This is a genomic window from Streptomyces flavidovirens DSM 40150, assembly GCF_000429085.1.
Lineage (GTDB): Bacteria > Actinomycetota > Actinomycetes > Streptomycetales > Streptomycetaceae > Streptomyces > Streptomyces flavidovirens.
In genome coordinates, this window is sequence record NZ_AUBE01000002.1 from 62,741 (window position 1) to 76,831 (window position 14,091).

At 71.6% G+C, this 14,091-nt stretch carries 14 protein-coding genes; 7 read left to right on the plus strand and 7 right to left on the minus strand.

Annotation, left to right across the window (positions count from 1 at the left end):
* Nucleotides 1-106: 106 nt before the first annotated feature.
* Nucleotides 107-598, minus strand: a complete 492-nt coding sequence (locus tag G412_RS0103005) for an ATP-binding protein (RefSeq protein ID WP_028810775.1) — start codon at nucleotides 596-598, stop codon at nucleotides 107-109.
* Nucleotides 599-794: 196 nt separating this feature from the next.
* Entirely contained in the window at nucleotides 795-1,163 is a 369-nt protein-coding gene (locus tag G412_RS0103010; protein ID WP_028810776.1) for an STAS domain-containing protein, read from the minus strand.
* A 251-nt stretch (nucleotides 1,164-1,414) separates the two neighbouring features.
* Here G412_RS0103010 and G412_RS0103015 point away from each other — a divergent pair, with 251 nt between their 5' ends.
* Complete coding sequence (locus G412_RS0103015) at nucleotides 1,415-2,332, plus strand: RNA polymerase sigma factor SigF (RefSeq protein ID WP_028810777.1); 918 nt, start codon at nucleotides 1,415-1,417, stop codon at nucleotides 2,330-2,332.
* A gap of 84 nt (nucleotides 2,333-2,416) precedes the next feature.
* Here G412_RS0103015 and hutI read toward each other — a convergent pair whose 3' ends face one another.
* From hutI to hutU, 4 genes are all read right to left on the minus strand, one after another.
* Entirely contained in the window at nucleotides 2,417-3,616 is a 1,200-nt protein-coding gene (gene hutI / locus G412_RS0103020; RefSeq protein ID WP_028810778.1) for an imidazolonepropionase, read from the minus strand.
* Between the two features lie 466 nt (nucleotides 3,617-4,082).
* Nucleotides 4,083-5,417 (minus strand): formimidoylglutamate deiminase, encoded by a 1,335-nt coding sequence (locus tag G412_RS0103025; RefSeq protein WP_028810779.1) that lies wholly within the window; start codon nucleotides 5,415-5,417, stop codon nucleotides 4,083-4,085.
* Nucleotides 5,408-6,607, minus strand: coding sequence for an allantoate amidohydrolase (locus G412_RS0103030; RefSeq protein ID WP_028810780.1), 1,200 nt, complete (start codon nucleotides 6,605-6,607; stop codon nucleotides 5,408-5,410). Before G412_RS0103030 ends, G412_RS0103025 begins: the two co-directional genes overlap by 10 nt.
* A 53-nt stretch (nucleotides 6,608-6,660) precedes the next feature.
* A complete protein-coding gene (gene hutU / locus G412_RS0103035; protein ID WP_028810781.1) occupies nucleotides 6,661-8,319 on the minus strand; it encodes a urocanate hydratase in 1,659 nt (552 codons plus the stop codon).
* Nucleotides 8,320-8,438: 119 nt separating this feature from the next.
* On the opposite strand from hutU, the gene G412_RS0103040 reads away from it, so the two are divergent.
* From G412_RS0103040 to G412_RS0103065, 6 genes are all read left to right on the plus strand, one after another.
* Complete coding sequence (locus G412_RS0103040) at nucleotides 8,439-9,821, plus strand: type III PLP-dependent enzyme domain-containing protein (protein WP_028810782.1); 1,383 nt, start codon at nucleotides 8,439-8,441, stop codon at nucleotides 9,819-9,821.
* A 78-nt stretch (nucleotides 9,822-9,899) separates the two neighbouring features.
* Nucleotides 9,900-11,252, plus strand: a complete 1,353-nt coding sequence (locus G412_RS0103045; protein ID WP_028810783.1) for an APC family permease — start codon at nucleotides 9,900-9,902, stop codon at nucleotides 11,250-11,252.
* 132 nt (nucleotides 11,253-11,384) lie between these two features.
* Entirely contained in the window at nucleotides 11,385-11,759 is a 375-nt protein-coding gene (locus G412_RS0103050; protein ID WP_028810784.1) for a roadblock/LC7 domain-containing protein, read from the plus strand.
* Nucleotides 11,756-12,517, plus strand: a complete 762-nt coding sequence (locus G412_RS0103055) for a hypothetical protein (RefSeq protein WP_028810785.1) — start codon at nucleotides 11,756-11,758, stop codon at nucleotides 12,515-12,517. The genes G412_RS0103050 and G412_RS0103055 overlap by 4 nt, the downstream gene beginning before the upstream one ends.
* A gap of 40 nt (nucleotides 12,518-12,557) precedes the next feature.
* A complete protein-coding gene (locus tag G412_RS33010) occupies nucleotides 12,558-12,983 on the plus strand; it encodes a roadblock/LC7 domain-containing protein (RefSeq protein ID WP_051338086.1) in 426 nt (141 codons plus the stop codon).
* A 65-nt stretch (nucleotides 12,984-13,048) separates the two neighbouring features.
* The gene (locus tag G412_RS0103065; protein ID WP_028810786.1) at nucleotides 13,049-13,423 is read left to right on the plus strand and encodes a hypothetical protein; all 375 of its coding nucleotides are present in this window, start codon (nucleotides 13,049-13,051) and stop codon (nucleotides 13,421-13,423) included.
* Here G412_RS0103065 and G412_RS33015 read toward each other — a convergent pair.
* On the minus strand, nucleotides 13,392-14,006 hold the full coding sequence (locus tag G412_RS33015; RefSeq protein ID WP_051338087.1) for a hypothetical protein: 615 nt from the start codon (nucleotides 14,004-14,006) through the stop codon (nucleotides 13,392-13,394). The two genes, G412_RS0103065 and G412_RS33015, sit on opposite strands and share 32 nt — an antisense overlap.
* Nucleotides 14,007-14,091: the final 85 nt, after the last annotated feature.

The following is a 14,091-nucleotide window of genomic DNA, read 5'->3' on the forward strand; positions in this document are numbered from 1 at the left end:
AGATTGGGCGTCAAGGTACGCCTGCGGTCTTGCCGAGGGAAGACAAAGCGCACGCCGGATCGGCGTGCGCGGGAGGGACTACGAACCGCCGGTAACTCCGGGCGGACTACGCCGGAGCGGCGAGTTCCGCCCAGACGGTCTTGCCGGCGGACTCCGGGGCCCGCTCGACCCCCCAGTCCAGGCACAGACGCTCCACGATGAACATGCCGTGCCCGCCGGGCCGCCCCGCCCGGTGCGGTGTACGCGGGGCGGGCTGGCCCGCGCCCCGGTCGACGACTTCGAGGCGCAGCACCTTGCCGTCGCAGGCGACGCGCAGCTCTTCGGGCCCCTCGGCGTGCAGGCAGGCGTTGGTGACCAGCTCGGAGACGACCAGCAGGACGTCCTCGGCGGCGGCCCGCCGGTCGGCCGACGAGGCGGGGAGCCAGCCCCAGTCGTACAGCGCCTGGCGGGTGAAGTCGCGAGCGAGCGGCACGATGCCGCTCGCACTGCTCAGCGCCAGAGAACGCGCCTGGCCGACGGCGGACGCGGCGGAGGCCGGGCCGTGGCTCGCCGACTCCGGGCCGGAGTCGCCCGACCGAGGCTGCCGGGTGGTGCTCATCAGCGCTTCACCTCACCGATTCGCCAATTCATCAAATTCATCGCTGCAAGGACTGCGGGAGCATTCTGAGCTCCCTGGGGCCGACAGGGTCAGAGACCTCCTGCCCGACCGAACGGTGAGAACACCCACTTTTCGGTACGGACCAGTGACGCGGCCGACGAAAACGGTCAGCAGGAGGCGCCACTGCGACCGGAACTCACTCTTCCATCGCGTCTTCGAGCGACTCGTGGAGGGTGAAGACGGCCTCGGCCCCGGTGATCTCGAAGACTCTGGCCACTACCGGCTGCATCCCGGCCAAATGAACCCCTCCCCCGGCCGCCTCGGCCTTGAGGCGCGCACCGAGCAGCACATTGAGCCCGGTGGAATCGCAGAATTCAAGCGCGGAACAGTCGATGACCAACCGCGCACGCCCTGCTTCGAGTGCATGGTCCAGAGGTTCACGGAGCAGCTCGGCGGTGTGGTGATCGAGCTCACCCGCCGGCGTGACAATCTCACTCTCGCCCTCGGTCCGAACTGCGACCCGGAGCCGACCCCGGTTCGCGCTGCCGACCGTACCGCGCTCCATGTCCGTCTCGTCCCTCTTCGCAGTCGTGCCTGTCATTGACGTGCCAGAACACTACGCCTTCTGCACGCCGATCGGTACCCGAAGAACCCTCCAATACCCACCAATTCAGACATACGGGACTTGCAAGTGCCGGTCGAGAGCGGGTAGGGCTAGTAGGGACACAACCAACACGACCGGCTATGGAGGCGCCGCACATCGCACGCAGACGTATCGGCATCGGCAGCCATATGCCGAGAACGATGGAGGAGACCATGTCACCCCGGCTCGACGAAGCGCGTACGCGCCCCGTGCGGCAGACCGCGCCGTCGGCAACCCCGCCCGCCCCGCCCGCCCTCCCCGAGCAGACCGAGACCGGACCGGAGGGGCTCGAAGGCCTCCCCGAGATCCCCCCGTACGCCGAGGTGGGGCCGCTGGACGCCAGGGCCCTGTCGAAGACGCTCTTCGGGCGCCTCGAAACCCTCGAAGAGGGAACGCACGAGTACGCGTACGTTCGCAACACGCTCGTCGAACTGAACCTGGCCCTGGTCAAGTTCGCCGCTTCCCGGTTCCGCTCCCGCAGCGAACCGATGGAGGACATCATCCAGGTCGGCACCATCGGCCTGATCAAGGCGATCGACCGCTTCGAGCTCAGCAGAGGTGTTGAGTTCCCCACCTTCGCGATGCCGACGATCGTCGGCGAGATCAAGCGCTTCTTCCGTGACACGTCCTGGTCGGTCCGCGTCCCGCGCCGCCTCCAGGAACTGCGCCTGGACCTCGCGAAGGCCGGTGACGAGCTCGCCCAGCAGCTCGACCGCGCCCCGACGGTGAGCGAGCTCGCGAAGCGCCTCGACCTCACCAACGAAGAGGTCGTCGAGGGCATGGCCGCGAGCAACGCGTACACCGCGAGCTCACTGGACGCCCAGCCCGAGGAGGACGACTCCGAGGGCGCGCTGGCCGACCGCATCGGTTACGAGGACCACGGCCTCGAAGGCATCGAGTTCGTCGAATCCCTCAAGCCGCTGATCGCCGAACTCCCCTCGCGCGACCGGCAGATCCTCTCGCTGCGGTTCGTCGCCAACATGACGCAGTCGGAGATCGGCGAAGAGCTCGGCATCTCACAGATGCACGTGTCGCGACTGCTGTCGCGCACGCTGAACAAGCTGCGCAAGGGCCTGACGGTGGAGGAGTGACACCGCGTCGACTCAAGCCGTGCAGGTGAGTGAGGGTCTGCCCCAGGCGCTATCCGGGGCAGGCCCTCCTCTACGTGGTGACGCCTACCCGGCGTGTCCCGTCGTACGCACGCCCCTTTGCCAGACCTCGGATACGAGCGGCACGCCGGGCCGGTAGGCCAGGTGGACATGGCTCGGGGCGTCGAGGAGCACCAGGTCGGCGCGGGCGCCGGGGGTGATGCGGCCGATGTCCGTACGGCGCAGGGCTTGCGCGCCGCCCGCTGTGGCCGACCAGATGGCCTCGTCGGGGGTCATGCCCATGTCGCGTACCGCGAGTGCGATGCAGAAGGGCATGGAGGACGTGAACGACGAGCCCGGATTGCAGTCCGTGGACAGTGCGACGGTCGCGCCCGCGTCGAGGAGCCTGCGGGCGTCCGGCCAGGCAGCGCGGGTGGAGAACTCGGCGCCGGGGAGCAGCGTGGCGACGGTGTCGCTGTTCGCGAGGGCGTCCACGTCGGCGTCGGTGAGGTGCGTGCAGTGGTCGGCGCTGGCCGCGTCGAGCTCGGCGGCGAGCTGGACGCCGGGGCCGTAGCTGAGCTGGTTGGCGTGGATGCGGGGGTGCAGGCCCTTCGCCTTGCCGGCGGTGAGGATGGCGCGGGCCTGGTCGCCGTCGAAGGCGCCCTTCTCGCAGAAGACGTCGATCCAGCGGGCGTGGGGCGCGCACGCGTCGAGCATCTCGCCGGTGACGAGTTCGACGTACGCCGCTGGGTCGTCGGCGTAGTCGGGGGACACGATGTGGGCGCCGAGGTAGGTGACCTCTTCGGTGTGCCGCGACGCGATGCGCAGGGCGCGGGCCTCGTCGTGGGTCGTCAGGCCGTAGCCCGACTTGGTCTCGAAGGTGGTCGTGCCCTGGCGCAGGGCCTCGCGGAGGTAGCGGGTGACGTTCGCTTCGAGCGCCTCGTCGGTCGCGGCGCGGGTGGCGGCGACGGTGGTGCGGATGCCGCCGGCGGAGTAGGCGCGGCCCGACATGCGGGCGTTGAACTCCTGGGTGCGGTCGCCGGCGAAGACGAGGTGGGAGTGCGAGTCGACGAAGCCGGGGATCGCGGCGCGGCCCCGGGCGTCGTGGGCGGTGTCGGCGGGGGGTGCGGTGGTGGCGCTGCCGACCCAGGCGATGCGGGGGCCGTCGATGAGGACGGCGGCGTTGTGGATGAGGCCGAGGGGGGTGGGGGTTTGGGTTTGGGTTGGGGTTTGGGTGGGGTCGTTGGTGACGAGTGTGCCGATGTTGGTGACGAGGGTGGTGCTCACTGGGTCTTCTCCCGGTTGCGTACGTTGCGCGGGGCGGTGCGGGGGCGGGCCGCTGCGCGGGGCTTCTTCCCCACCCCGCCCCTTCCCGAACTGGGGCGCCGCCCCAGACCCCGGTCCTCAAACGCCGGACGGGCTGGAGGCGGCCAGGGTGGGTCGGGGAGGTGCCCCAGTCCCCGGTCCTCAAACGCCGGAGGGCTGGAGGTGGCCGGGGTGTGCGGGGGCGCCGCCCCAGGCCCCGCTCCTCAAACGCCGGAGGGCTGGAGGTGGTCGGGGGTTGCTGGGGCTCCGCCCCAGGCCCCCGCTCCTCACGCGCCGGGGGGCTGGATTGGGTTGCGGTAACCATTCAGCCCGTCCGGCGTTTGAGGACACGCCCGTAGGGCGTCCGGGGGTCTGGGGGCTTGCCCCCGGTTCGGGAAGGGGCGGGGTGGGGAAAGCCCGCCGCAGGCGTCCCCCGGCCCGCCCACCGTTACTTGTAGACGGCGGTGATCGCCTCGGACAGGGCCCTGGGGACGTCCGGGATCATGGTGTGGGTGCCGTCGCGGACGATGTGGCGGCCCGCCACGATCGTGTGGCGTACGTCGCACGCCGACGCCGCGAAGACCGCCGTCTCGCCCCCCAGCCGCGGCAGCGGGCCCGCCGTCCGGACCGAGTCCAGGGCGATCGTCGTGAGGTCCGCCAGGGCGCCGGTCTCGATCGTGCCCGCGTCGTGCCAGCCCAGCGCCTCGTGGCCGTCGGCGGAAGCCGCGCGCAGCAGCGACGCCGCCGTCCAGTGGCCGCGCGTACGCGAGCGCAGGCGTTCGTTCAGTTCCATCGCCCGCGCCTCCTCCAGCATGTCGATCACGGCGTGGCTGTCGCTGCCCAGGGAGAGCGTGGAGCCGGCCTTCTGGAGGCGGGTCGCCGGGCCGATGCCGTCGGCCAGGTCGCGTTCCGTCGTGGGGCACATGCAGGTGCCGGTCGAGGTGCTGCCGAGGAGGGCGATGTCCTCGTCGGTGAGGTGGGTGTTGTGGACGCCCGTGGTGCGCGGGCCCAGTACACCGTGGTCCGCCAGCAGGCGGGTCGGGGTGCGGCCGTGCGTGGCCAGGCACGCGTCGTTCTCGGCGGTCTGCTCCGACAGGTGTACGTGGAGCGGTGTCACGCGGGCCTGCGCCCAGGCGGCCACCGTCGCGAGCTGGTCCGCCGGAACCGCGCGTACCGAGTGGATGGCCGCACCGATCCGCGCGTGCTCGCGGTCCTTCAGCAGCGAGGCGCGCTCCGCCCACGCGTCGGCCGTGCCGTCGGAGAAGCGCTGCTGCTGGCGGTTGGGCGGCGTGCCGAAGCCCGACGCGAGGTACGCCGTGTCGAGGAGCGTGATGCGGATGCCGGCCTCGGCGGCGGCTGCGATCAGCGCCTCGCCCATGGTGTTGGGGTCGGCGTAGGGGGTGCCGCCGGGTGCGTGGTGGAGGTAGTGGAACTCCCCCACCGCGCTGACCCCGGCCAGCGCCATCTCGGCGTACACGGCCCTGGCCAGGTTGAAGTACGTCTCGGGGGTGAGCCGTGAGGCCACCCCGTACATCACCTCCCGCCAGGTCCAGAACGTGCCCGAGCCCACCTGCACCGTGGAGCGCAGAGCCCGGTGGAAGGCGTGCGAGTGGGTGTTGGCGAAGCCCGGCAGGGTCAGGCCCCGCAGGACCGTGGCGCCGGGCGGCGGGGCGGGGACGTCCTTGCGTACGGCTGTGATCCGGCCGTCCACGACGTCCAGGGCCACGCCCGGCTCGACGAAAGTCTCGAGCCAGGCGTGCTCCAGCCAGTAGGTCACGTGCACGCGAGCCCCTCCAGTACGTCGGCGAGTGCGATGACCCCCGCGACGCAGTCGTCCTCGGCGGCGTACTCGGCCGGAGAGTGCGAGATGCCCGTGGGGTTCCGTACGAACAGCATGGCGGTCGGGACCGAAGCGGACAAAATACCCGCGTCGTGTCCCGCGCCCGTGCCGAGGACGGGAATGTCGCCGCGCTCGCTGTGGAGGAGCTTCGCGAGCTCGTCGCGCAGGGCGTGCTCGAACTCCACCACCGGGGTGAAGGACTCCTGGGTGATGTGCAGGTCGGTGCCGGAGCGGGTGGCGTTCTCGCGTGCCGCCCGCTCGATGCCGGCGATGACCTGGTCGAGAGTTTCCTGGTCAACGGCGCGTGAGTCGAGCCAGCCGCGCACCAGGGACGGGATCGCGTTGACGCCGTTCGGTTCGACCGCCACCTTCGCGAAGGTGGCGAGGGCGCCTGCCAGGCGCGCCTCGCGGCGGGCCGCGACGACCGTCTCGGCGTACGTCAGCATCGGATCGCGGCGGTCCTCCAGGCGGGTGGTGCCCGCGTGGTTCGCCTCGCCATGGAAGTCGAACCGCCAGCGGCCGTGCGGCCAGATGGCGGATGCGATGCCGATGGGGTGGCCGGTGAGGTCGAGGGCCCGGCCCTGTTCCACGTGCAGTTCGACGAACGCGCCGATACGGGCCAGGCGCTCCGGGTCCGGGCCGATGGTGGCCGGGTCGTAGCCCGCCGCCTCCATGGCCTGCGGGAGGGTCGTTCCGTCCGCGTCGCGGAGCTCGTGGGCCTTGGCGACCGTGAGCTGCCCGGCCGCCAGGCGCGAGCCCACGCAGGCCAGCCCGAAGCGGGCGCCCTCCTCGTCACCGAAGTTGGTGATGGCCAGCGGCTTGGTGAACTCCACTCCCCTGCGGCGGAGTTCGTCGAGCGCGGCGAAGGACGACACGACTCCGAGCGGGCCGTCGAACGCGCCGCCGTCCGGGACGGAGTCGAGGTGCGAGCCGGTGACGACCGCGTCCCCGGCGAGGGGGTCGCCCTGCCAGGCCCACTGGTTGCCGTTGCGGTCCAGCTCGTACGTCAGGCCACGGGATTCGGCCTGGGCCCTGAACCAGGCGCGGCAGTCCTGGTCGGCTGCCGTCCAGGCGTAGCGGCGGTAGCCGCCGGAGATCGCGTTACGGCCGATGGGCTTGAGGTCCGCCCACATTTCGTGGAACGAGGTGGAGGTGTGCGGCGGGCCGTCGGTGGGCGCCACGGAGGTCACTCGCCCTCCCGCATCGGGACACGTACGCCCTGCGCGTCCGCCGTCTTCTCCGCGATGTCGTAGCCCGCGTCCACGTGGCGGATCACGCCCATGCCCGGATCGTTCGTCAGTACGCGGCGGATCTTCTCGCCCGCGAGCTTCGTGCCGTCGGCCACCGAGACCTGGCCCGCGTGGATGGAGCGGCCCATGCCGACGCCGCCGCCGTGGTGGATGGAGACCCAGGAGGCGCCGGAGGCGACGTTGACCATGGCGTTGAGCAGCGGCCAGTCGGCGATCGCGTCGGAGCCGTCGAGCATGGCCTCGGTCTCGCGGTAGGGCGAGGCGACGGAGCCGCAGTCGAGGTGGTCGCGGCCGATCGCGAGGGGGGCGGCGAGGGTGCCGTCGGCGACCATGTCGTTGAACAGGGCGCCCGCCTTGTCACGCTCGCCCTGGCCCAGCCAGCAGATACGGGCCGGCAGGCCCTGGAAGTGGACGCGCTCGCCGGCCATCTTGATCCAGCGGTGCAGCGATTCGTTCTCCGGGAAGAGGTCGAGCAGCGCCTTGTCCGTCTTGTGGATGTCCGACGCCTCGCCGGACAGGGCCGCCCAGCGGAAGGGGCCCTTGCCCTCGCAGAACAGCGGGCGGATGTACGCCGGTACGAAGCCGGGGAAGTCGAAGGCGCGCGTGTAGCCGGCCAGCTTGGCCTCGCCGCGGATCGAGTTGCCGTAGTCGAAGACCTCGGCGCCGGCGTCCATGAAGCCGACCATGGCCTCGACGTGCCTGGCCATGGACTCGCGGGCGCGCAGCGTGAAGTCGGCGGGCTTCTCGGCGGCGTACGACGCCATGTCGTCGAAGTCGACACCGACCGGGAGGTACGCGAGCGGGTCGTGGGCGCTCGTCTGGTCGGTGACGATGTCGATCGGGGCGCCCTCGGCGAGCATGCGCGGGAGCAGCTCCGCCGCGTTGCCGAGGAGGCCGATGGAGAGCGGCTTGCGGGCGTCGCGGGCCTCGACGGCGAGCTGGAGGGCGTGCTCCAGGCTGTTGGCCTTCACGTCGAGGTAGCGGTGCTCGATGCGGCGTTCGATAGCGCGCGGGTCGACGTCGACGCAGATGGCGACGCCGTCGTTCATGGTCACGGCGAGCGGCTGGGCGCCGCCCATGCCGCCGAGGCCGGCGGTGAGAGCGATGGTGCCCGCGAGGCTGCCACCGAACTTCTTGGCCGCTACGGCCGCGAAGGTCTCGTACGTGCCCTGGAGGATGCCCTGGGTGCCGATGTAGATCCACGACCCGGCGGTCATCTGGCCGTACATGGTCAGGCCGAGCGCCTCCAGGCGGCGGAACTCCTCCCAGTTCGCCCAGTCGCCGACCAGGTTGGAGTTGGCGATGAGCACGCGCGGCGCCCACTCGTGGGTCTGCATGACGCCGACCGGCCGCCCGGACTGGACGAGCATCGTCTCGTCCTGCTTCAGCGTCTTCAGGGTGCGCACCATGGCGTCGAACGAGCGCCAGTCCCTGGCCGCCTTGCCCGTGCCTCCGTAGACGACGAGCTTGTCCGGGTGCTCGGCGACCTCGGGGTCGAGGTTGTTCTGGAGCATGCGCAGGGCGGCCTCCTGCTGCCATCCCAGGGCGCTCAGCTCCGTACCGCGCGGTGCCCGTACGGGTCGGGGTCCTGACATGGTGTGCCTCCTCGCGAGTGACTGCATTGGCGTCTATTCACATCCTGGCGAGATGAATAGAGCTAGTCAATACGTCTGGGCGCCTGCGCGGCGTTCGAGTGGGTGGTTGGCTTGAACACATGCCTTCGGACATAAGCCCCGACACGGGCCCCGGCACGGGCTCGGACACCGGCCCCGGCACGGCAGCCGCCGCGCGCCGCGAGCAGGCCGTACGCGCCGCGGTCGAGCAGGGCGTCGTCGGCCCCGGCCTGCCCCTCGCCGGCCTGCTCGACGTCACCGGCATCCGCGCCTCGGCCGCCGCACTGCGCGCCGCGTTCGACGAGGTCACCCCGCCCGGCACCCCGGTCCTGCACGCCTTCGCCGTCAAGGCCACGCCGCTGGTCCCCGTCCTGCGGCTGCTGTACGAGCACGGCGGCATCGGGGCCGAAGTCGCGAGCCCCGGCGAGCTGGCCCTGGCCCGCGCCGCCGGCGTACGCCCGGCGCACACCGTCCTCGACTCCCCCGCCAAAACCCCCGCCGAGCTGAGCGAGGCCCTGGCGCTGGGCATCGCGGTCAACGCCGACAATCCGCAGGAGCTGGCGCGCATCGACGCGCTGGCCCAGGCGGGCCCCATCACTTCCCCCGTCGGCCTGCGCGTCAATCCGCAGCTCGGCGGCGGCTCCATCGGCGCGCTCTCCACCGCCACCGCCACCTCCAAGTTCGGCGTGGCGCTGCGCGACCCCGGCGCCCGTGCGTGGGTCGTACGCGCCTACCTGGACCGGCCGTGGCTGACCCGGCTGCACACGCACTCCGGTTCGCAGGGGCTGCCGCTGGAGCTGATGGCGCGGGGCGTGGCGGCGGCGTACGAACTCGCCGAGGAGATCAACGCGGCGGCCGGACGGCGGCAGATCGACACCGTCGACATCGGCGGCGGCCTCCCTGTCAACTTCGCCTCCGACGCCGCGACTCCGACGTACGCCGACTACGCCCGCCTCCTCAAGCAGCACGTCCCCGGACTGCTGGACGGGCGCTACGGCCTGGTCACCGAATTCGGCCGCTCGCTGCTCGCCAAGCACGGCACCGTCCTCGCCCGCGTCGAGTACGCGAAGACCTCCGGCGACCGGCCGATCGCCATCACCCACGCCGGCGTCCAGATCGCGACCCGGACCGTGTACGCCCCGGAGTCCTGGCCGCTGCGGATCGCGGCGTACGACGCGAAGGGCCTGCCGAAGGCCGGTCCGCCGGTCGCGCAGGACGTGGCGGGCCCGGCGTGCTTCGCGGGCGACCTGCTGGCCGAGAACCGGCTGCTGCCGCTCCTCGGCCAGGGCGACTACGCGGCGGTGCTGGACACCGGCGCGTACTACATGGCCGCGCACTACGCCTACAACAGCCTGGCCAGGGCGGGCATCCACGGCTTCACCGCCGGCCCCGGCGGCGTCCGCTTCAGCGTCGTACGGCCGCCGCAGACCCTCGCCGAGATCGTCACCGAGTCGGGCGGGGCACACGCCGACGCGCTGCTGTAGTCCGCCTGGCCCCGGCCCTGGCATCAGTCGCCTCGCACCGGGCAGAAACTCCCCCACACCGACATCGGGGGAGCTCCCATGACCAGCAATTCCGAAGCATCCGGCACCGTCGACGACACGCCGCTCAAGCGGGCTCTCGGGCCCAAGCTGCTGATCCTCTTCGTGATCGGCGACATCCTGGGCACCGGCATCTACGCCACCACCGGCAAAGTGGCGGGGAAGGTCGGCGGCGCGCTGTGGCTGCCCTTCGCGATCGGCTTCGTCGTCGCGATCCTGACGGCGGCGTCGTACGTCGAACTCGTCGGCAAGTACCCGAAGGCGGCCGGCGCCGCGCTCTACACCCAGAAGGCCTTCAAGGTCCCGTTCCTCACCTTCATCATCGCCTTCATGGTGATGTGCTCGGGCCTGTCGTCCGCGAGCGCCGCCGCCCGCGCCTTCAGCGGCGACTACCTGGCGGAGTTCACGGACGCCGTGCCGCCGACGCTCGTCGCGATCCTCTTCGTCGTCGCACTCGCCGCGCTCAACCTGCGCGGCGTGTCGGAGTCGGTGAAGACGAATGTGGTGCTGACGCTCGTCGAGGTGACCGGCCTGGCGATCATCCTGGTGATCGGCGCGTACGCCGTGTTCACCGGCGGCGGCGAGCCCGCCCGGCTCGGCGAGTTCCAGGCGTCCGGCACCGGTTACGCACTGCTCACCAGCGTGCTCGGCGCCACCGCGCTCGGCTTCTTCGCCTTCGTCGGCTTCGAGGACTCGGTCAACATGGCGGAGGAGACGAAGGATCCGCACCGCACCTTCCCGAAGGCGATCTTCATCGGCGTCGCGGTCACCGGCACCATCTACGTCCTGGTCGCCCTGGTGTCCTCGCTGCTCGTCGACTACACGACGCTCCAGAAATCCAGCGGTCCGCTGCTTGAGGTCGTGAAGGCGGGCGGGGTCGACTTCCCGCCCAAGCTCTTCGCGCTGATCGCGCTGTTCGCCGTGACCAACTCCGCGCTGATCAACATCATGATGGCCTCGCGACTCTGCTACGGCATGGCCAACGAGCGCATCCTGCCGCGCGCCATGGGCCGGGTCCTGTCCGGGCGCCGGACGCCCGTCGTCGGCATCGTGTTCGTGTCGCTGCTCGCGATCGGGCTGGTGTCGACCGGCGAGATCGAGGGGCTCGGCGACACGACGGCGTTCCTTCTGCTGTGCGTCTTCGCCGTGGTCAATGTCGCGGTACTGGTCCTGCGCAAGGACCGCGTCGCGCACCAGCACTTCCGTACGCCGACGGCCCTGCCCGTGCTCGGCGCGATCACCGCGATCATCCTCGCCAGCCCGCTGGCGGACCGGCCCGCGGACGTCTACATCCGCGCAGGCGTACTCATTCTGATCGGAATCGGTCTCTGGGCGATCAATAAAGCAGTAATGAAGGCACGAGGCGAAAGCTAGCTGGCATGTGCGTATGGAAAATGCCAGAACCAGGTGCCGGGACATCTCCCTGTACGTAGTCTCCTCGTCACTGCCGCAGAACATGTGTCCGGCAGTCCGCATCCGTGTGCCACACCGGAAGGGGGGTTCCGCATGCCCGGAATCGACGAATGTCTGCTCGCGGCGATGGTCGTGCCCGGCGCCCGCGGAGCCTCCCTGGTGGACTGGACGAGCGGGCTCGCGCTCGGCACGGTCGGGGACTCGCCGGACGGCGACCACGAGGCCACCGCGGCACAGACGGCGGAACTGGCCCGGATGGCCGCCGAGCAGCGGGCGTTCTCCACCGACGGACGGCCCGTCGAGGACGTCATCATCACCGCCCCGAGCGGCTACCACCTGCTGCGTTACGTCGAAACCGCCTTCGACAGCAGCGTCTTCCTGCACCTGTGGCTCGACCGCGAGGACGGCAATCTGGCCCTGGCCCGATTACGCCTGCGCGGCCTCGCAGAGCAGTTGGTCCTGGGATGACCGCTGCCGTGTCCCCGATGCTGGTCCGGCTGGCCGCCGAGCGCGCCACCGGCGCCCTGCTGCGGGACCACGGGACCCTCTACCTCGTCGAGGGGCAGGTCGTGCACGCCGAGAGCCCGGCCGCGCCCGGCATCGACGTACTGCTGACGTCGGCCGGGCGGCTGCCCGCCGAGGACTGGCGGGAGGCCGTCGACCGGGCGGGCAGCCGGGGCGGGGTCGGGCGCTTCCTCGTCGACAGCGGACGGCTGGCCGGCGGCGAGCTCGAACTCTGCCATCTGAGCGCGCTGTTCGACGCCGCCTTCTTCGCGCTGGCCCCCGGCAGCGGCCCGACCCGCTTCCGGTACGGGGCGGCGCACTGGCTGGGCCGCATACGCCCGGTCCCCGCCGCCGTGGTCGAGCGTGAATCGCGGCGGCGCAGACAGCTCCTTGACGACCTCTGGCCGTACCCGGACACCGACACCGCCCCTGTCGTACGCCGTACCGGCCCGGCCGAGCAGCCCGTCACCCCCAGGCAGCGCGCCGTACTCGACCTGGCGGACGGCGAACGCACGCCGGGGGACATCGCGCGGGCCCTGGGCCGGCCGGCGTTCCACACGCTGATCGACGTACGAAGGCTCGCTGCGGCGGGCACGGTCGCCACCCCACGGGACACCCCAGCGCCCCCGCCGCCCGTGCCCGCCCGGGTCGCGCGGACCGGCGACGACCCGGACACCGCCCTGTTGCGCCGGCTGCGCGACGCCCTGGAGGCAAGCCTGTGATTCCCCGGTCTGTCGGCGTCGCGGCCCCCGTCGCCGCGTCATGAGGCGCGCCCTGAGACAACGCGCGGAAAGGAGAAAGCTGATGACGGCCGAACCGGAAGTGCTCGACGAGCTGCGCCAGTTGACAGCCAGGGTGCCCCACGTGACGGGAGCACTGGCGGCGAGCGTCGACGGCCTCGTACTGGCCCAGGACACCCCGGCCGTGGAGGCCGAGGGGGTCGCGGCGCTCACCGCCGCGGCGCTCGGTGTCGCGACGCGGCTGACGGAGGCGACCGGTCGGGGCGCCTTCCGCGAGCTGCTGGTGCGCGGCGACGACGGCTACGTGGCCACCTACGCGGCGGGATCGTCCGCCGTCCTCACGCTCCTCGCCGAGCCGCGCGCCAACGTGGGCCGGCTGCACCTGGAGGGCCGCCGGGCCGGCGCCCGCATCGGTGCCCTGGTCGACAGCGCGCGGGAGAACGCATGACCGCGACCAAACGCACCACAGCAGCAGCCAAGAACCCCACCGGACGAAAAGGAAGTGCGACGCTCATGGCCAACACCGAAACCGCGCTCAAGGAAGCGATGACCGGCATCGAGGGCACTCTCGGTGTCGCCCTGGTCGACTACACCAGCGGCATGGCCCTCGGCACGCTCGGCGGCGGCAAGGACCTCGACCTGGCGGTGGCCGCCGCGGGCAACACCGATGTGGTGCGCGCCAAGGTGCGCACCATGGAACACCTGGGCCTCAAGGACGAGATCGAGGACATCCTGATCACCCTGGGCGGCCAGTACCACCTGATCCGGCTCCTCAAGGGGCGCGGCGCGAACGGCCTGTTCCTCTACCTGGCGCTCGACAAGGCGCGGGCCAACCTCGCGATGGCCCGCCACCAGCTCAGGAAGATCGAGGCCGAACTCGACGTGTGACCACCGCCGCCGCTGCCGGGCGACGCCGCGCGCCGCCCGGCGCGGCGTCGCCCGCCGCGATGCCGGTGGTGCGGTACGTCGTGACCCGCTTGGCCGCGGGACCGCTGCCGAGCCAGTCGGTACGTACCCACAGGAGGGTCTCCTCCGCGCGCTCCCGGTGGCCGATCCAACCGGCCTTCAGCCACAGCCCGGCGCCGGCGCCCGCCATCAGCAGTCCGCCCGCGCCCGGCAGCGCGAAGGCGCTTCCCACGGCGGCGAGAAAGGCGGCCGCCAGCCACCAGCGGCGGTTGCGGCGCCAGGCCCGCGCCGTCACGGAGCGGTCCTGGAGGAAGTCGCGGCGGGCGGCGCGGGTCGCGGTGGCGGCCAGTGCGGCGTAACGGCCCCTGCGGGCCAGTGCGGTGGCCGCGGCCGCGACCACGAAGAGCGCGGCTCCGGCCAGGAGCCCGATCCTGCGCCCGGTCAGTCCGGGGACGAGCGCTCCGATGCCGGCGGCCAGGAGCCCGAGCCACCACAGCGGCGCCGCCCCGGCCCGTACGACCACCGCCACCCTCGCCAACGACTGCGCCTGCTCTGCGCGCCCCACGACCGCCTCTTCCCTGCCGGGTTCGACTGTTTCCAGTCGGGGAGGGTAATGCCGGATTCTGAGCGCCGGGTGAAAAACCGCCGAG